Annotated in this window: 15 protein-coding genes; 5 read left to right on the top strand and 10 right to left on the bottom strand. The window is 68.2% G+C overall.

Annotated elements, in window-relative coordinates:
* Positions 1-68: 68 nt before the first annotated feature.
* Positions 69-530, bottom strand: coding sequence for a 6,7-dimethyl-8-ribityllumazine synthase (locus A8G18_RS12225; protein ID WP_064064096.1), 462 nt, complete (start codon positions 528-530; stop codon positions 69-71).
* A 93-nt stretch (positions 531-623) separates the two neighbouring features.
* Here A8G18_RS12225 and A8G18_RS12220 point away from each other — a divergent pair, with 93 nt between their 5' ends.
* The 4 genes from A8G18_RS12220 (at position 624) to A8G18_RS12205 (ending at position 5903) form a co-directional block, all read left to right on the top strand.
* Positions 624-1718, top strand: coding sequence for a helix-turn-helix domain-containing protein (locus A8G18_RS12220; protein ID WP_064064095.1), 1095 nt, complete (start codon positions 624-626; stop codon positions 1716-1718).
* Between the two features lie 70 nt (positions 1719-1788).
* A complete protein-coding gene (otsB, locus tag A8G18_RS12215) occupies positions 1789-2640 on the top strand; it encodes a trehalose-phosphatase (RefSeq protein ID WP_242496730.1) in 852 nt (283 codons plus the stop codon).
* Between the two features lie 65 nt (positions 2641-2705).
* Entirely contained in the window at positions 2706-5123 is a 2418-nt protein-coding gene (locus tag A8G18_RS12210) for a glycoside hydrolase family 65 protein (protein WP_172506044.1), read from the top strand.
* Positions 5124-5138: 15 nt separating this feature from the next.
* On the top strand, positions 5139-5903 hold the full coding sequence (locus A8G18_RS12205; protein ID WP_064064093.1) for an HAD family hydrolase: 765 nt from the start codon (positions 5139-5141) through the stop codon (positions 5901-5903).
* Positions 5904-5906: 3 nt separating this feature from the next.
* Here A8G18_RS12205 and A8G18_RS12200 read toward each other — a convergent pair whose 3' ends face one another.
* From A8G18_RS12200 to A8G18_RS12165, 8 genes are all read right to left on the bottom strand, one after another.
* Complete coding sequence (locus tag A8G18_RS12200) at positions 5907-8315, bottom strand: phosphoketolase family protein (RefSeq protein ID WP_064064092.1); 2409 nt, start codon at positions 8313-8315, stop codon at positions 5907-5909.
* Between the two features lie 61 nt (positions 8316-8376).
* Positions 8377-9060, bottom strand: a complete 684-nt coding sequence (locus A8G18_RS12195) for a DNA alkylation repair protein (RefSeq protein ID WP_064064091.1) — start codon at positions 9058-9060, stop codon at positions 8377-8379.
* Between the two features lie 138 nt (positions 9061-9198).
* Positions 9199-10329, bottom strand: coding sequence for a tyrosine-type recombinase/integrase (locus A8G18_RS12190; RefSeq protein WP_064064090.1), 1131 nt, complete (start codon positions 10327-10329; stop codon positions 9199-9201).
* Positions 10326-12818: an aminopeptidase N gene (pepN, locus tag A8G18_RS12185; RefSeq protein WP_064064109.1), complete on the bottom strand. Its 2493-nt coding sequence runs from the start codon at positions 12816-12818 to the stop codon at positions 10326-10328. Before pepN ends, A8G18_RS12190 begins: the two co-directional genes overlap by 4 nt.
* Complete coding sequence (locus A8G18_RS23420; protein WP_245207868.1) at positions 12815-13189, bottom strand: Rossmann-fold NAD(P)-binding domain-containing protein; 375 nt, start codon at positions 13187-13189, stop codon at positions 12815-12817. Before A8G18_RS23420 ends, pepN begins: the two co-directional genes overlap by 4 nt.
* A gap of 53 nt (positions 13190-13242) precedes the next feature.
* Positions 13243-13434, bottom strand: coding sequence for a hypothetical protein (locus tag A8G18_RS23415; protein WP_064064088.1), 192 nt, complete (start codon positions 13432-13434; stop codon positions 13243-13245).
* A gap of 83 nt (positions 13435-13517) precedes the next feature.
* A complete protein-coding gene (locus A8G18_RS12170) occupies positions 13518-14162 on the bottom strand; it encodes a hypothetical protein (RefSeq protein ID WP_064064087.1) in 645 nt (214 codons plus the stop codon).
* On the bottom strand, positions 14159-14404 hold the full coding sequence (locus A8G18_RS12165) for a hypothetical protein (RefSeq protein WP_064064086.1): 246 nt from the start codon (positions 14402-14404) through the stop codon (positions 14159-14161). Before A8G18_RS12165 ends, A8G18_RS12170 begins: the two co-directional genes overlap by 4 nt.
* A gap of 992 nt (positions 14405-15396) precedes the next feature.
* On the opposite strand from A8G18_RS12165, the gene A8G18_RS12160 reads away from it, so the two are divergent.
* On the top strand, positions 15397-15834 hold the full coding sequence (locus A8G18_RS12160; protein ID WP_064064085.1) for a carboxymuconolactone decarboxylase family protein: 438 nt from the start codon (positions 15397-15399) through the stop codon (positions 15832-15834).
* Between the two features lie 40 nt (positions 15835-15874).
* Here the strand turns inward: A8G18_RS12160 and A8G18_RS12155 are convergent, their stop codons facing one another.
* Positions 15875-16183: a LysM peptidoglycan-binding domain-containing protein gene (locus tag A8G18_RS12155; RefSeq protein WP_245207867.1), complete on the bottom strand. Its 309-nt coding sequence runs from the start codon at positions 16181-16183 to the stop codon at positions 15875-15877.
* Positions 16184-17412 lie beyond the last annotated feature (1229 nt).

Raw genomic sequence — 17412 nt, 5'->3', positions numbered from 1 at the left:
GGCAGACCCCGGCGGCGGAGAACTCATCCGGCAGCACACGTTGATCCGGCGCGCGCTGCCGGACCGCCTCAGTCTCCGGTCGGCAGCGCGCGCAGCGAGCGCACAGTGGCGTCGACGGCACGGGCCGCTTCGGCGCCCTTCTTGACGAAGTGCCGCGTGAAGTACTCGACGTGCTCGTCGTGCTCATGGAAGTTGTGCGGGGTGAGTACGACGGAGAAGACCGGGACATCGGTGTCGAGCTGGACCCGCATCAGCCCGTCGATCACCGCGGTGGCGACGAAATCGTGCCGGTAGATGCCGCCGTCGACGACCAGCCCGGCAGCGACGATCGCGTCGTACTGCCCGGTCTTCGCCAACCGCTTCGCATGCAACGGAATCTCGAATGCGCCGGGGACCTCGAAGAAGTCCAGCGCGTCCTGCGAGACCCCGAGACGGGTGATCTCGTCGGTGAATCCCGTGCGGGCCTGATCGACGATGTTGCGGTGCCAGGTCGCCTGAACGAACGCGATGCGCCCGGTGATTTCGGTCATGGTCACGAAACTAGCGCATGCCCCGTCACGGTTCGCGGTGCGGGAGGGGCGGTGTTCCGTCCTCTGAGATTTCGTTTATTTTTCTTTTCCGTCATGCACAGAGTGACTAACGTGGTGGATGTGACACAGCCGGCTTCCGCCCCCGAGAACCCGATCGGTCCCCGCCCCGAGCGGTACATCGACATCTACCGCCGCGCCACCGCCCGCCTCGAGGCATGCCTGCCGCTCGGCTGGTCGCTGTCCAACGACCGCCCCCGCTCCCCCGGCGCACCCACCCGGATGCTCGTCACCGCCCCCGACGGCGACACCGTGTCCTTCTCGGTCGTCACGTCCCGCGGTGTGCTCTCCGGTGACGTCGCCCGCATCGCCGCCGACCTGTCGGACGCCGACCGCGGCTTCGTGTGCGCCCACTATCTGTCCGATCCGGTGCGACGCCAGCTCGACCGGCACGGCATCTCCTACGCCGACGCGACCGGCAACCTCTGCCTCGTCGCGAACCGGCCGGCGGTGTGGGTCCGCGATCGCGGTGCCGACGCCGATCCGTGGCGCGGCCCGGGTCGCCCGTCCGGGGTGCTCACCGGCGAGCCGTCCGACCGGGTGGTGCGGGCGCTCGCCGACCACGTCGGGGAGATCTCCGTCCCGGAGCTGATCAAGCTGTCCGGCGCATCGACCGGCGCGACCTACCGCGTCGTCGAGGTGCTCGTCGAACGCGAACTCGTACGCCGGGTGCCCCGCGGTCCGATCGTGGAGGTGCGGTGGGAACCGATGCTCCGCGCCTGGGCGGCCGAACGGAAGGTGTGCCCGGTCCGGCGGTTCACCGCCCCCGACGGCGTCACCGCGACCCGCGCGCGACTCGCCGAACGCATCGACATCCCCTACGCCCTGACCGGGGTCGGCGCCACCGACTACTCCGCACCGGCGCTGCTCGAGCTCTACGCCGACGATCCCGACGACTTCGCGGACGGTCTCGGTCTGCGCCCGGTCGAGCACGGCGGTGATGTGGTGGTGGCGATCCCCTGGTCGCCGGTGGTTTTCGAACGGATGGACCGCCGCGGCGGACTGCGTCACGCGGCAATTTCGCACGTCTACGCCGACCTGCTCGCAGGTCCCTTCCGCAACGACGATGCCGCCGAGCACGTCCGCTCCCGGCTCACCGCGGACGAGCACTGGCGGCGCCCGATCCGCTGACCGTCCCTTCCGGCCGCTCCCCTCCCCGGATCCCGGCCGAGCTTTCCGATCTTTGTGTACGGTGCGAACCATGACGGGTCGCCGCGACGACAGGAGTACCCAGCAGATGACCGCGCCGCGCACCGTGGAGGATCTACCGTCCGCACTCGACGATGCGGCCCTGGCCGACCGTCTCGCCGGTCGCCGTCCCGCGGTCTTCCTCGATTACGACGGTGTGCTCACCCCGATCGTCGCCCGTCCGGAGGACGCGGTGTGGTCGGATTCGATGCGCCGCACCGTCCGTGAACTCGCCGACCGCGTGTCGGTGTGCATCGTCACCGGCCGCGACCGCGACGTCGTCCAGCAGCTCATGGGCGTCGACGATCTCGTCGTAGCAGGCAGCCACGGATTCGACATCTGGAGCCCTACCGACGGGCAGATCGGCCACGACGTCCTCGACGACTTCACCGACCTCATCGTCGAGACCACCGACACCCTGCGCACACGCCTGGACGGTCTCGACGGTGTCGGCATCGAACCGAAACGCGCCTCGGTCGCCGTGCACTACCGGCAGGCCGCCCCCGAGGTGCACGACCGGGTGGGTGCGATCGTCGACGCGCTGCTGCGGGAGAACCCCGATCGCCTCGCGGTGGTGCCGGGCAAGATGGTCTACGAACTCAAACCGGCGGTGGACTGGAACAAGGGCAAGGCGGTCCTGCACCTGATCGAGGTCCTCGGTCTGGCCTCCGACGACGTCGTGCCGCTCTATCTCGGCGACGACATCACCGACGAGGACGCCTTCCGGGCGCTGCGCGGCCGCGGTATCGGGATCCTCGTCGGCAGCCCCGACGACCCGGAGATGGCCGGTCGCCGCACCGACGCCGAGTTCGTGCTGGCCTCCGTCGACGACGTCGAACGCTTCCTGTCGGCCCTGGGTAGATGAAAGCGCCGCCGGGTGAGAGCACCGCCGGACAGTACGTGCCGACTACGACCCGCCAGGAGGTTCGCGTGTACGACCCGGAGTTCACGCTCGACTACGACGGTTTCGATCCCGACGACGAACGCCTGCGCGAGGCCCTGACGTCGACGGGAAACGGCTACTTCTGTTCGCGGGGCACCGCGGAGTGGGAGGACATGGGCGAGGCCCATTATCCGGGGACGTACGCGCACCGCTGCTACAACCGCGAGACCACCATCATGGGCGGGAGCCCGGTCCTCAACGAGGATCTGGTCAATCTCCCGAACTGGCTCGTGCTGAAGCTGCGCATCGACGGTGGGGAGGCGATCCGCCTGGCGCAGGTGGAGATCCTGGCGTACCGGCACATCTACGACATCCGCACGGCCACCGTCGCCCGCGAGCTCCGGTTCCGTGATCGGCACGGCCGCGAGACCTCGCTGCGCAGCAGACGTTTCGTGAGCATGGAACATCCGAACCAGGGCGCGCTCGAATGGTCGCTGACCCCGGAGAACTGGTCGGGGCGGGTCGAGATCGTCACCGCGCTCGACGGGCGGGTCTCCAACCGCGCCGTGGCCCGCTACCGCGATCTCGAGGCCCGGCACCTCGATCCGGTCTCGCCGCGCACCTACGGTCCCGAGACGATCGCGTTGAAAGTGCAGATCCGCCAGTCCGACACCTATATCGCCCAGGCCGCACGGACCCGGGTGTTCCGGGAGGGTTCGGAAGGGGCGATGCTCGTCGATCGGGATCTGTACCAGATGGAGGACTACATCCAGCAGGTGCTCTCGTTCGACATCGCCGCGGGGTCGACGGTGCGGATCGAGAAGATGGTGGCGATGTTCACCTCCCGCGACGACGCGATCACCGAGCCCCTCGCCTCGGCGGGCCGACACGTGCTGCGTTATCCGGATTTCGCCGAGGCGTACGACGAGCACGTCGCGGCCTGGGACGAGTTGTGGGACATCTGCGACATCCGGCTGCCGCGGGAGCCGCGGGCGCAGTTGCTGCTCCGCCTGCACGTCTCGCATGTGCTGCAGGTCTGTTCGCGCCACACCTCACGTCTCGACGCCGGGGTGCCGGCGCGCGGACTCAACGGTGAGGCCTATCGCGGGCACGTGTTCTGGGACGAGATGTTCGTCTATCCCTTCCTGAACATGCGGGTCCCCGAGATCACGAAAGGGCTGATCCTCTACCGCTACCGGCGGCTCGGTGAGGCGCAGGCCGCGGCGAGCGAGGCCGGTTACCGGGGCGCGATGTTCCCCTGGCAGAGCGGCAGCGACGGCACGGAGGAGACGCAGACGGTGCATCTCAATCCGATGTCGGGGCAGTGGGATCCGGATCTGAGCCGCAACCAGCGGCACGTCAGTGCGGCGATCTTCTACAACGTGTGGCACTACTACCGGGCCACCGACGACGTCGACTTCCTCGCCGACTACGGCGCCGAGATGATGCTCGAGATCGCCCGTTTCTGGGCGTCGATCGCGCACTACAACCCCGACCGGGATCGCTACGAGATCCACGGGGTGATGGGCCCGGACGAATTCCACGAACGGTATCCGGGTGCCCGCGAGGCCGGCCTCCGCAACAACGCGTACACGAACGTGATGGCCGCGTGGATCGCGGCGCGGGCCCTCGACGTCTTCGAGGTGCTCTCGAAGAGCCGGCGCACCGCGCTGCGGGCCCGGCTGCGCGTCAGCGACGCGGAACTGCGCACCTGGTCGGAGATGAGTCGCAAGATGTTCGTGCCCTATCACGACGGGGTGATCAGCCAGTTCGAAGGTTACGAGGAACTCGAGGAACTCGACTGGGAGCATTACCGCACCGAGTACGGCAACATCGGGCGCATGGACCGCATCCTGCGCGCCGAGGGACGCGACCCGGATGCCTACAAGGTCGCCAAACAGGCCGACACGGTGATGTTGTTCTTCCTGTTCGACGACGCCGAACTGCGGCAGGTGTTCGAGCAGCTCGGCTGTCCCTACGATCGCGATCTGGTGCGCCGCACCGTCGACTACTACGACCGGCGCACCTCGCACGGTTCGACGCTCAGTCACGTGACGTTCGCCGGTGTGCTCGCCACCTTCGATCCACAGTCGTCGTGGCTGCGGTTCAAGCTCGCGCTCGAGAGCGACGTGAGCGACCTGCAGGGCGGCACCACCAAGGAGGGCATCCACATGGGGGTCATGGGCGGCACCCTCGATCTGGTGCAGCGCTACTACGTCGGTGCCCGCGCCTACGGCGACGTACTCGTCTTCCGGCCCAAGCTGATCTCCCACCTCGACGGCGTGTCCTACTCCATGCGGTATCGCGGCACTCCCCTGCGGGTGCGGATCGACGGCGACAAATTGTCGGTGCGCGCCGAGACGGAGGGTTTCCGGGTTCCGGTGCGGATCGCGGTCGAGGGTGAACTCGTCGAGCTCGGCCCGGGCGACTCGCACGAGTTCCGGCTCGCCGCCGTCCCGGCCTGACCACAGGGGGACATCGTGGCCGAGACACGCTCGAGATTCCGCGCGGTGATCTTCGACGTCGACGGGGTGCTCGTCGACTCACCGCACGAGACGGCCTGGCGGGAAGCATTGGCCGAGTTGATGACCGGTGACTGGAAGGATCTGCGACCCGAGACCTCCTGGGAGGAGGACGCATTCACCGCCGCCGTGTACCGGCAGGTGCTGTCGGGCCGGCCGCGGATGGACGGTGCCCGCGCCGCCCTCGAGCACTTCGCGGTACCGGACGCCGACCGTCGCGCCGTCGAGTACGCCGACCGCAAACAGACCCGGTTGCTGCAGCTGATCGACGAACGGCGATTCCACGCCTACGACGACGGGGTGCGCTTCGTCGCCGCGGTGCAGGCTGCGGGCATCGCGGTGGCAGCCGCGTCGTCATCGAGGAACGCCGCTCTGTTTCTGCGGGCGATCCCCGCCCCCGACCGGCCGGGCGAGACGCTGCTCGACCGGTTCGACGCGGATCTGTCGGGACGCCCGGTCGCCCACGGCAAACCCGACCCGGACTTGTTCCTCACCGCCGCGAGCGCACTCGACGTGCCCGCCGCCGAGTGCGTGGTGGTCGAGGACGCGATCAGCGGGGTGCAGGCGGCGAAGGCCGGCGGTATGTGGGCGCTCGGGGTAGCGCGCTTCGGCGACACCGACGACCTCGAGGACGCCGGCGCCGATCTGGTGGTGACCTCCCTCGACGAGGTCGATCTCGCCGCCTTCACGGCCGGTCGGCTCACCCGCCGCGGCGCGGTGTGACGTTCAGTCGATTCCGACCCCCTGCCAGTGCCAGTCGGTGATCACCGGCATGTCCTCACCGTGGGTGCGCACGTAGCGGGTGTGTTCGGCGAGGATGTTCTCGAGTTCGTCACGGGCGTGCCCGGCGATCGGCCGGATCCTCTCGACGCGGTCCAGGACGTCGAGGGCGAGGTGGTAGCGGTCGATGCGGTTGAGCACGCACATGTCGAACGGCGTGGTGGTGGTGCCCTCCTCGATGTATCCGTGGACGTGGAAGTTCTCGTGGTTGGTGCGCCGGTAGACGAGGCGGTGGATCAGCCACGGATAACCGTGGTAGGCGAAGACCACCGGCCTGTCGGTGGTGAACAACGCGTCGAAGTGCGCGTCGGGCAGGCCGTGTGGATGCGCCCGATCGTCCTGCAGGCGCATGAGGTCGACGACGTTGACCACCCGGATCCGCAGGTCGGGAAAGCGGCGGTGCAGGATGTCGACGGCCGCAAGGGTTTCCGTCGTGGGGATGTCCCCGGCACAGGCGAGCACCACATCCGGCTCGGCGTCCCGGTCGGTCGAGGCCCACTGCCAGATTCCGATACCCTTGCGGCAGTGGGTCATCGCGTCGTCGATGTCGAGAAACTGCACGGCGGGTTGCTTACCCGCGACGATCACGTTGATGTACTGGCGGGTGCGCAGGCAGTGGTCGGCCACCGAGAGCAGGGTGTTGGCGTCCGGCGGCAGATACACGCGCACCACCTCGGGTTTCTTGTTGACGACGTGGTCGATGAAACCGGGGTCCTGGTGCGAGAAGCCGTTGTGATCCTGTCGCCACACGTGTGAGGTGAGCAGGTAGTTCAGCGACGGAATCGGCCGGCGCCACCGGATGCGGTTGGTGGTGAGCAGCCATTTCGCGTGCTGGTTGACCATCGAGTCGACCAGATGCGCGAAAGCCTCGTAGCTGGAGAACAATCCGTGCCGTCCGGTGAGCAGGTAGCCCTCGAGCCAGCCTTGGCAGGTGTGTTCGGACAGGATCTCCATGACCCGGCCGTCGGGGGCGAGACGGTCGTCGCCCGGGTCGATGCGTGCGTTCCAGGTGCGGTCGGTGGCGTCGAGGACGGCGTCGAGGCGGTTGGAGTTGTTCTCGTCCGGGGCGAACACGCGGAAGTTCTCGTCGTTGCGCCGCATGATGTCGCGCAGGAAGGTGCCGAGGACTCGGGTGGCTTCGGCGGTGGCGGTGGCCGGTTCGGGGACGTCGACGGCGTAGTCGCGGAAGTCGGGAAGGACCAGATCGCGCAGCACCGCTCCCCCGTTGGTGTGTGGGTTGGCGCTCATCCGCCGTGTGCCGCGCGGTGCCAGATCGCGCAGGGCCGCGACGGGAGCGCCGTCGTCGTCGAACAACTCGTGGGGCCGATAGCTGCGCAGCCAGGCTTCGAGATCACGGCGGTGATGCTCGTCGCCACGGGGATCGCCGATGGGCACCTGGTGGGCGCGCCACGTGCCCTCGACCGGTGCGCCGTCGACCTCCACCGGGCCGGTCCAGCCCTTCGGGGAGCGCAGCACGATCATCGGCCAGGCCGGGCGGGTCGCGTCGCCCGTGCTGCGGGCGGTCTGCCGGATCTCGGAGATCCGGTCGAGCGCCCGATCGAGGGCTGCGGCGAACCGCCGGTGCATGTCGGCGGGATCGTCGCCGGCGACGACGATCGGTTCGTGCCCGTAGCCGCGCAGCAGCGAGATCAGTTCGTCCTCTCCGATGCGGGCGAGCACCGTCGGGTTGGCGATCTTGAAACCGTTGAGGTGCAGGATCGGCAGCACGGCGCCGTCGCGTCGCGGGTCGACGAATTTCGTCGAATGCCAGCTCGCGGCGAGCGGCCCGGTCTCTGCTTCACCGTCGCCGACGACCGCGGCGACGATCAGATCGGGATTGTCGAAGGCCGCGCCGTAGGCGTGCGAGAGGGAATAACCGAGTTCGCCGCCCTCGTGGATCGACCCGGGTGTCTCGGGGGCGACGTGGCTGGGGATGCCGCCGGGGAACGAGAACTGGCGGAACAGGCGCCGCATGCCGTCCTCGTCGCGGGAGACGTCCGGGTAGACCTCGCTGTAGGTGCCTTCGAGCCACGCCGCGGCCACCGGTCCGGGTCCGCCGTGGCCGGGACCCATGACGTACATCATGTCCAGATCGCGGGCGGTGATCGCGCGGTTGAGGTGCGCGTACACGAAGTTCAGGCCCGGTGTGGTGCCCCAGTGCCCGAGCAGGCGCGGTTTGATGTGTTCGGGCCGCAACGGTTCGCGCAGCAGCGGGTTGTCCATGAGGTAGATCTGTCCGACGGACAGGTAGTTCGCGGCCCGCCACCACGCGTCGAGCGTGTCGAACTCCGGATCGATCGCGGGCCCCGGCTCGGAGGCTGCGTCGGAACTGGTCTGCGGGGTGCGAAGTGACATCGGATTCCTCGTCGTCGGCGACCGGAGTGCTCGTTGCAGCGGTACCCATCCGGCGACGGGCTCACTCGCCCCGTCGCCGCACCATCTCGCCGATCCAGCTCGGCGCGAAGGGCGACGTGCAGCCCGGCGAGGTGGGATAGTCCTTCAGTACCTCGAGGCGTTCGCCGATGTCGAGCGCGCGGGCGCGGTGCTCGGGGTGTTCGATGCCGATCTGCGCCAGGCACGTGTTCATCGCCCACTGCAGACGCTCCGGGGCGTCGCGCATCTGCGCGTCGATGGTGTCGAGCAGGCCGGACAGGTCGAGCCCGTCGGCATCCTTGACGGCGCGGTCGGCGGTGAGCGCCCAGCCGGCGCTCGCGACGATCGGATCGGGGTCGGTCATCCACCGTGCCCGCAGCTCCTCGGCATGCGGGTTCTTCTTCACGACGTAGTTGACGAACCAGTCGTGCACCTTCGGGGTGCCGGTCTCGCGGACCATCGCGTCGAGCTCGTCGACGGTGAACGCAGTGGGGCGGCAGATCAGCAAGGCGAGCAGGCGGGCGGCGGTGTCGCCGGTGGCCCAGAGTCGCTGTGCGAGCTCGTGCTGCGTTTTCACCCGCTTGGCGACGGAACGCAAGGCACTGAGGTTCACGCCGTGATCGTCGCCGTGCTTCTCGTTGACCGCACGGATCTTCGGGTCGTCGAGCGCGGCGAGTTCGGAGAGCAGCTCGTCGACGGTCGGAGCGTCCGTTGTCGTCTGTGCCACCGCGATCTCCTGTCCGTGTGTCGGTCGCGCCTCAGCCTACGAGCGCCGGCCCACAGTCTGGGTCGGTTCACGCTCGATCCGGGTGGGTTCGGCCCCGCTGAGCGGGGTCGGATCCACCGAAGTTCTTTCGCGACGTGGTTACAGCCCGAGCCGAGTGACGGCGTTGCCGACGAGACCGGCGTGGTGGCGGCTGTACAGCGCGACCATCCGTTCGTCCGCGTGCCCGGTCTGCGTCATGATCGTCTGTGTGGTCGCGCCACCGCGCACCGCCTGGGTGACGAACCCGGCCCGCAGGCTGTGCCCACCGAGGGTCGCGACGAGGTCGTCGCTGAACCCGGCGCGACGGGCGCGGCGCTGGATCATCGAGTGCACGGACTGCCCGGCCAGGGCCGTCGCGCCCACGGCGCCGCTGCGGTGCACCGGGCGGAACAGGGGCCGGTCGCCGTCCTGCGGGCGCCCGGCCGCCAGGCCCCGGCAGCAGTGCTCGGCCGGGTCGGGCGCGGCGGTGCCCAGCAGGTCGACGACCGCGTCGCGTCCGGACTCGTCCCACGCGTCGAGTACCTCTCGCCAGCGTCGATACGCGCACACCGGGCAGGTGTGCGGATCCGATCCGTACGGCAGGGTGACGGTGCGGCCGCGGGCGCTGCGGTCGGTCTTGGACCGCCGGACCGTCACGTACAGCCCGTCGGCGCGGTGCGGGATTACGTCGGAGACGACGAGCCCGGTGAGCTCGGAGCGGCGCAGCGCACCGGCCAGTCCCATGAGCAGCAATGCCGAGTCGCGGCGTTCGGCGACGCGGTCGGCCCACCCGGCGTCGGCCGCGTCGGTGCGCATTGCGGTGAGGATGGTGCGGATGTCGTCGGTGAGCAGCGGGGTGCGCCGCGCCGGCGGGGCGGCCCGATCACGCCGGATGCCACGCAGTAGATCCCGAACCGATTCGTGCCCACCGGGTTTCGGAAGTCCGGCCAACGCGTGCATCTTGTTGATGGTCGATACCCACCGCGACAGCGTCGACGGCGCGTACGCCCAGCGTCCGTCGGGGCGCAGTTCGGCGGCCTTCTCGGTGAGGAACCAGCTCAATTGCTCGGCGGTCGCCGGCATCGGACTGTGCCCGGTGCGTTCGCACCAGCGGGTGAAGATGGTCCAGTCGCCGAGTTGGGCGACGCGGGTGTTCTCCGAGGCCGCCTTCTCCCGCAGCCGCCGCATCGCGAGGGCGACCGTGTCCGGTACCGCGGGCACCTCGGGGCGGGGCAGATCCGGGCTCGTCACGGCGTGGTGATCCTCTGGACACGCATGTCGCGGGCGAGGTGGTCGCGTTGTTCGATTACGAGGCGCCGCAGCGCGGCCGGGGCGTCGGTGTGGGCGTCGAGCCACGCGTCGACGGGGTCGAGGCTGTCGGCCGCCGGGAACAACCCGATGACGATGCGGCGGGCGATCTCGATGCTGCGGCCGCTCCAGGTCTCGTGGAGCACCGCGAAATAGTCGGTGTCGTAGGCGGAGATCAGGTCGCGGCGCTCCCCTGCACGGAACCCGGCGATGGTGGCATCGAGATGGTCGTTGGTGAGAGTGTGATCGGCGAGGATCGTCGCCCACGCATGCGCCTTGACCTCTGCGCGCGGACGAGAGGCGAGCGCGCGCAGGTGAGCGGTGCGTCCCGAGGCGGTGTCGTCGTTGCGCAGTTCCTCGTCGAGGTCGGCCTCGTCGGCGTCGCCGGTGGTCGTCAACGCCGCCCACCAGCTCCACCGCAGGTCGGGGTCGAGGCGCAGCCCCTGCGGGGGTGCGGCGTTGCCGCACAGGATCGCCCGCAGGTCGGCGGCGTGCCGGTCGTCGACGCTCGCCGCGACACCGACCGCGCGGGCGAATGCCAGCTGGGCGTCGCTGCCGGGTACGGCGCCGTGCAGCCCGTCCCACACCGCGTCCAGCCACCGACACCGCGCATCCGTCCGCCCCGCGGCGGGCACATAGTGCTCGACGGCGTGGGCCGCATTGGCGAGCACCGCGGTCAGCAGCGCGATGTCGGCCTCGTGCGGAGCGAACCGGGCGGCCATGGACAGATAGCGGTCGACGGCGAGTTCACCGTCGCGAGTGGCGTTCCACAGCGCCGACCACAGCAGTCCGCGCGTGAGCGGGTCGCGGACGCGGTCCAGGGAGGACTCGACCGTGTCGAGCGACCGCGCGTCGAGGCGGACCTTCGCGTAGGTGAGGTCGTCGTCGTTGAGCAGCACCAGCGCCGCCTCGGGCAGCTCGACGGGGGTGCACTCGTCCGCGAGGTCGACCTCGACGCGGTGGGTACGTACGAGGTCGCCGGAGTCGTCGGGGTCGTAACAGCCGACGGCCAGGCGGTGCGGGCGCGGATCGCTCTGCACGATCTCGTACGAGTCCCCCGCCGCCTCGAGGTGCAGGGTGGACACGCCGGTGGTCTGCAGCCATGCCTGTGCCCACGACGACAGGTCGCGGCCGGAGGTGCTCGACAGCTCGACGAGCAGATCGTCGAGGGTGGTGTTCCCGAAGGCGTGGGTGCGGAAGTACCGGCGGGCACCCTCGAAGAAGGCGTCGCGGCCGACGTAGGCGACGAGCTGTTTGAGGACGCTCGCACCCTTGGCGTAGGTGATGCCGTCGAAGTTCAGCTTCGCGGCCTCGAGATCGACGATATCGGCGACGATCGGATGGGTCGTGGGCAGCTGGTCCTGCAGGTACGCCCAAGCCTTGCGGCGGTTCGCGAAGGCAACCCAGGCGTCGGTGAACTCGGTGGCCTCGGCGCTGGTGAAGGCGCCCATGAAGTCGGCGAACGACTCCTTGAGCCACAGGTCGTCCCACCACTTCATGGTCACCAGGTCGCCGAACCACATGTGTGCCATCTCGTGGAGGATCGTGTTCGCGCGTCCCTGGTGCTGGGCGGCGGTCGCCGCGCCGCGGAAGACGTAGGCCTCGGTGAAGGTGACGCACCCGGGGTTCTCCATCGCGCCCAGGTTGTACTCGGGCACGAACACCTGGTCGTACTTGCCGAACGGATACGGATAGTCGAAGTGCTCGGCGTAGAAGTCCATGCCCTGCCGCGTGACCTCGATGATCTCGTCGGCGTCGAGATGCTCGGCGAGCGAGGCGCGGCACAGCACCCCCAGCGGCACCGTCAGCTCGTCGCGGCTCCACGACGACTCGACCCGGTGGTACGGACCGGCGACGATCGCGGTGATGTAGGTGGAGATCGGCTGGGTCGGCGCGAACGTCACGGTCTGCGTGTCGTCGCGCTGCACGGTGCGCTCGGCGGCCTCGTTCGACAGCACCTGCCATCGGCGCGGTGCGGTCACCACGAACGTGAACGGCGCCTTGAGGTCGGGCTGCTCGAAGCACGCGAAGACGCGGCGGGCGTCGGCCGGCTCGTACTGGGTGTAGAGGTAGGTTTCGCCGTCGACGGGGTCGACGAAGCGGTGCAGCCCCTCCCCGGACCGGCTGTAACGGCCGGTCGCGACGACGGTGACGACGTTGATCGCCTTCAGGCCACCGATCGCGATCCGAGCGCCGTCGTACACGACGGGCACGAGCTCGCCGTTGACGGTCACCGACTCGACGGAATCACCGATGAAATCGAGCCAGGCCTCGTCGGTCGAGGCAGTGAATTCGAGCGTCGTGACCGTGGGAAATCCGGTGCGGCGGGCATCGACGGCGCCCCGCAGGTCGAGTTCGACGCGATAGGAGTGCACGTCGAGTGCGCGGGCGCGGGCGGCAGTTTCGGCACGGGTCAGATTCGCGGAGCTCACGAGTCCCGATCCTGCCACCACGCGCCCGGACTCGGCGGTATTAGCGGCTGTCGGGCACCGATCGCCTCCGCAGCCGGTGGCGCGGGACATCCGATGAGTCGTTCGAGATCTCCGCTGTCGGTGTCGAGCGCACCGACGGCGATGTCTGCGTCCGAGTCGGCGAGGACGGTGGCGAACTGTGCGGGCACTCCGGCGATCTCGAGGATCCTCGAGTGCTCCTCCTTCGGCAGATCCGTGTAGGTGACGGGCACGCCGACGATGCCGGAGTGGACCTCTGCCAGTTCGGTGTGGGTCGGTCGCCGACCGCCGAGTTCGTAGACGACACCGGCGTGTCCCCGTTCTCGTAGTTCTTCCGGCACCAGCCGTTGCAAAGGAACGCGTGGTCGATGTCGGAGCGGCGAGCCGTTCCTCGGTGGCCTCGTGTTCACCGGCGAGGATCAACGGGCTGGGGGGCGACGAGCAGAAGGGAGGTGTCGGTGATGAACGCGACGCTCGTGGTCTTCGCAGCGTCGATGATGTCGGTGTGCCGAGGTGGTCGCTGCTCCACTTCGCGGCCGGGCATGAGGAGCAACTCGTCGACATCGTCGCCGCGCAGGACGAGTACGACCGCACCCACTGATCCGGCGGGATCGATTCTCTCGATGCCGCCTGTTCGGTGGGGTGTCCTCCGTCGAACGACGGAGGACAGCTCGAGGGGCGTCACGTCCCGTAGGGACGCCGCCGCGGACGAGAGCGAATCCGCTCCTCCGGACCCGGTTCGGGAATCGGAACCCGAATCGGTGGTCGCACCTCCCAGTGCACCGGGAAGTCCGCTTTACGACTCAGCAAGGGTGGCGCCGCGCCGGCAAGCGACAGGCTCACCGTGAGCTCGCCGGCATCGCACTCGATGAAGTCGACTGCGCCGTGCCGAAGCGAGATGCTGGTGTGTCCCATCGCGAAGACGACGTCGAAATCGAAGTCGACGCGCGCCGATTCCTGGTTCTCGACGAGCAACGCCACGTAGGCGGAGCGACGGACCGGGATCCGGTAGGGATCCTGAATGGTCGCGACCACCCGGCGACCCGGGTCCGCCCGGGTGGCTCGAGCCGCGCCCATCACCTCCTGTAGGGCTCCGAGTCCTTTCGCGAACAGCGGGCCGGGATCGTCGTCGAGAAGACTCAGGGCCGTGGCCAGGATCCGACTTTCGACGAGCTTCAGGGCCGCCCGGGGAAGACGCGCGCCGCGCGTCCCGTCCGCGAGTCCCCGGCGGGGGAGGTTCGACGTCATCTGCTCGGTCAGAGCGGCGTCGTCGGCGCGGTCGAACACCAGCGCTCGAAGGGTGGTGTGAGTCTCGACGGTGGTCATGACTCCTCCTGGTTCGAGATTCTCAGTTCGAGATGGATGGAGCGGGTAGGTAGTGGATCCTCTGGCATATCGACCACGACGGGTGTTGCGGCGAGCCGGGTTTCGAAGCGGGTGACGAGGTCGCGGCGCGATGTGTACCGCCGGTGGGCACGCGCGACCCGCACCATCAGGAACGTCCCGGCCAGTGCCGCGGCGAAGAGCAGCCATGCCTGGAAGTCCGTGACGACCGCCTTCGACTCCACATCGGCAGTCGACGGAGCCGGTAGCGGTGGGGGTGCCGGTGACTCTGATGGTGCCGGTGGAGCGAGCGGCGCCGACCCGACTTCGGATTCGGGTGGCGGCGCGGGTGGCGCGCTGTCGTCGGGTGCTCGACTCCGGCCTGCTTCGACCCCTGGGGTGGTAGGACCGGCCGGCGCAACTGTGTCCTCGACGGTGGTGGCTCCTGGTTGTTCCGACCGCGGCTGCAGAGATTCGAGGCGCTGCGGTGGGGATGGAGTCACTTCTGGTGTCCACGACGGCACAGAAGGCCGCGACCATGAAGGTGGAGTCCACTGCGGCGGCGTCCACGTAGGGGGTCGAGGGGGTGGCCACGAGAGGGTAGGAATCGGGATCCGCGGAATGACGACTTCGCCACCCGTTCCACCGGAACCGCGCTTCGAACCGGATCCATCGCTTCCCGACGTCCCTCCTTCGGTACCGGACTCGGTCTCTCCTCGGTCGGGCCCCGAACAGGTCGAACACGCGTCGACTCCGGGCTTCTCCTGTGCTGCTGCGTGCATTGTGGACATCCCACCAACGAGAACCACTGCAAGGCAAAGCGTGAACAAGGCGCTGTGTCGGCGTGACGGTGTCATCATGGTTCCCTCCCTGCGTGACATCCACTTTCGCGTCGCTTCACGGGCAACTCGCGAGTAGAGCACTACGCGAATCGGCGAACACGGGGCGCACGCAGTGGCCTGCGGGTCCCCACCGATGTTTCGATCGCTGCCGCACCGCCGTTCGACGTCCTGCTGATCTGGCACTGCATCCGTTCTCGCTCGTCGACCACGAACCGGCGTGCCGGGTCGCGCGACAGATGGACTACCGGTGGCAGGAATCCCCGGAACTCGACGGACCGGGACCGGCCGACCTCTGGTCGCAATGCAAAAATCCGCCCCCACCGGCCCGGACGTGGCTGACAGAATGAAGCAGCCGGTCGTTCCGACCGGTATCGCTCGCCGGAAGGACATTCACGATGGCGCATGTCAACCTCGGTAAGCAGCACCCGGCCGCCTACAAGAGCGTATTGGCCCTGAACAAGGAGGTCGAGGAGGCCGTCGCGCGAGCCGGACTCGATGCGAAGCTGGCCGAACTGGTGAAGGTCCGGACGTCGCAGCTCAACGGATGCGCGTTCTGCCTGCGCATGCACACACGCGACGCGCTCGACAAGGGCGAGACCACCGATCGTCTCGCGGTCCTTGCCGCGTGGTGGGAATCGCAGTACTTCACCGAACAGGAGCGGGCCGCGCTCGCGCTCGCCGAAGACGTCACGCACCCCATGGAGCCCGGCGGTCACGAGTGGGACAACGGATCACTGAGCGACGAGCAGGTCTCCGCGATCACGTGGCTCACGATCGTCATGAACGCGTGGAACCGCATCGCCGTCCGAAGCCACTACCCCGTCGCTCCGTGACCTGCGCCGGACACCACCGCCGACCGGAAGATCTCCCGCGTCAGAAGTCGGTGAGGTCCGGGAAGAACAACACCTGCCCGACGGTGATCTTGTTCGGATCGGCGATGTGATCGGCAGCCGCAACGATCGGGAACATCTCCGCGTTCCCGTAGTGGTGTTGCGCCAGGGCCCGCAGGGTGTCGCCGGCGACGACCGTGTGCCGGAAATTGAGTCCCGGACGGATCAGCACGCGTCCGACCTCGACGTGGTCGGGGTCGGCGATGCGGTTCGGGAACGAGATGATCGGATGCAACTGCGCCTCGCCGTACCAGCGACGTGCCAGTTCCGAGAGCGTCTCCCCTGCGACCACGGTGTGGTGCCCGACGTCCCCGAGTTCGGGAATGAGAAGCGATGGACGTCGGCGATTCGGATCGAGCCGCCGATGACCATGCTGCTCACCATCAGCAGCAGGTACACGCGTAGCGCGCTACCCGAATTCACTACCGACGAGTCCCTTCGACTACGTCGGTGGCAGCAGTGGTCGGCAGAGAGGGGTGCGGCACCGAACCCGCACGAGTGCGAGCGCTCATCACGACGTTCTCGAGGTGTCCCCATCGACTCGGTCGTAGGTGCGCTCGGGACGGAACGCACTGCCGGTCATGGTGTCCGCCCTCACGACCGTTGCGCACCCCGGAAAGCACGCGGAACGTGTTCGACAAGGTGGATACCGGCGTCCGACATACCCCCGGGCTCACTGAGTCCGGGCCGTGCGACGACCTGTCAGTGCCGGCTGGTGGATTCGTCGGTGACGAGCCGGTACAGCACGTACACCGCGAACCACGCGATGAGCACCGACGCGATCACGAGGGCGATCTCGTAGAAGAGGACCATGTGCTCGATGCTACGACCCTCTGGAGCCGCCCGCCCACTATCGCGGGAGCTGTCCGCCGTGTCGGGTCGGCAGGTCGCGAGTTCCGAGCGCCGTCTCGAGGGCCGCTCGTCCGGACAACCGCGTCGAATCCGGTACCGAGGGCGGCGAATCATCCGGGGACACCAGGAGGAGGATCTCGGTGCGACCACAGCGGGGAGAGATCCGAGTCCGGACGACGATCCCGTCTCGATCGGCTGCGTGATGCCGGCGACGAGAACATCCGCGCGGAACGCTGCGGCAGAGCCTATTCGACTATCTCCTTCTTCGATGTGCTCGCTCGATCGAGCGCGGACTGCCGAGCGCCGCGCGGTCTTTCATCGCATCCGCCGGCCGGGGCAGACAGTGGACAACGTGCGCTCCGCGCATCCGGTGACCGCTGCCACAAATATGGGCTCCCTCCCCGAGACCCCTGCCATGTCTCCGCCCGGAGGGGTGCACAGTTTTCGACGTCGCGATCCGCGTGATCGTCATAAGTGAGGATTATGACGATCAATGGCCGCGTCCGACTTTGTATCGAATCGTATGTATCCGATCGCAATAACCGTGACGAAACCATCAGTTTTCGCTATTTTTCCAGTTCGCAATATTTCATATCATATCGTTTCGTTTCAATACTAATATGTAATTATGTAACGAAATACGGTAAGATGCCCTTCAACAGACCCTTC

The sequence above is a fragment of the Rhodococcus gordoniae genome (assembly GCF_001646655.1).
Lineage (GTDB): Bacteria > Actinomycetota > Actinomycetes > Mycobacteriales > Mycobacteriaceae > Rhodococcus > Rhodococcus gordoniae.
This window is presented reverse-complemented; position numbering and strand designations above follow the sequence as displayed.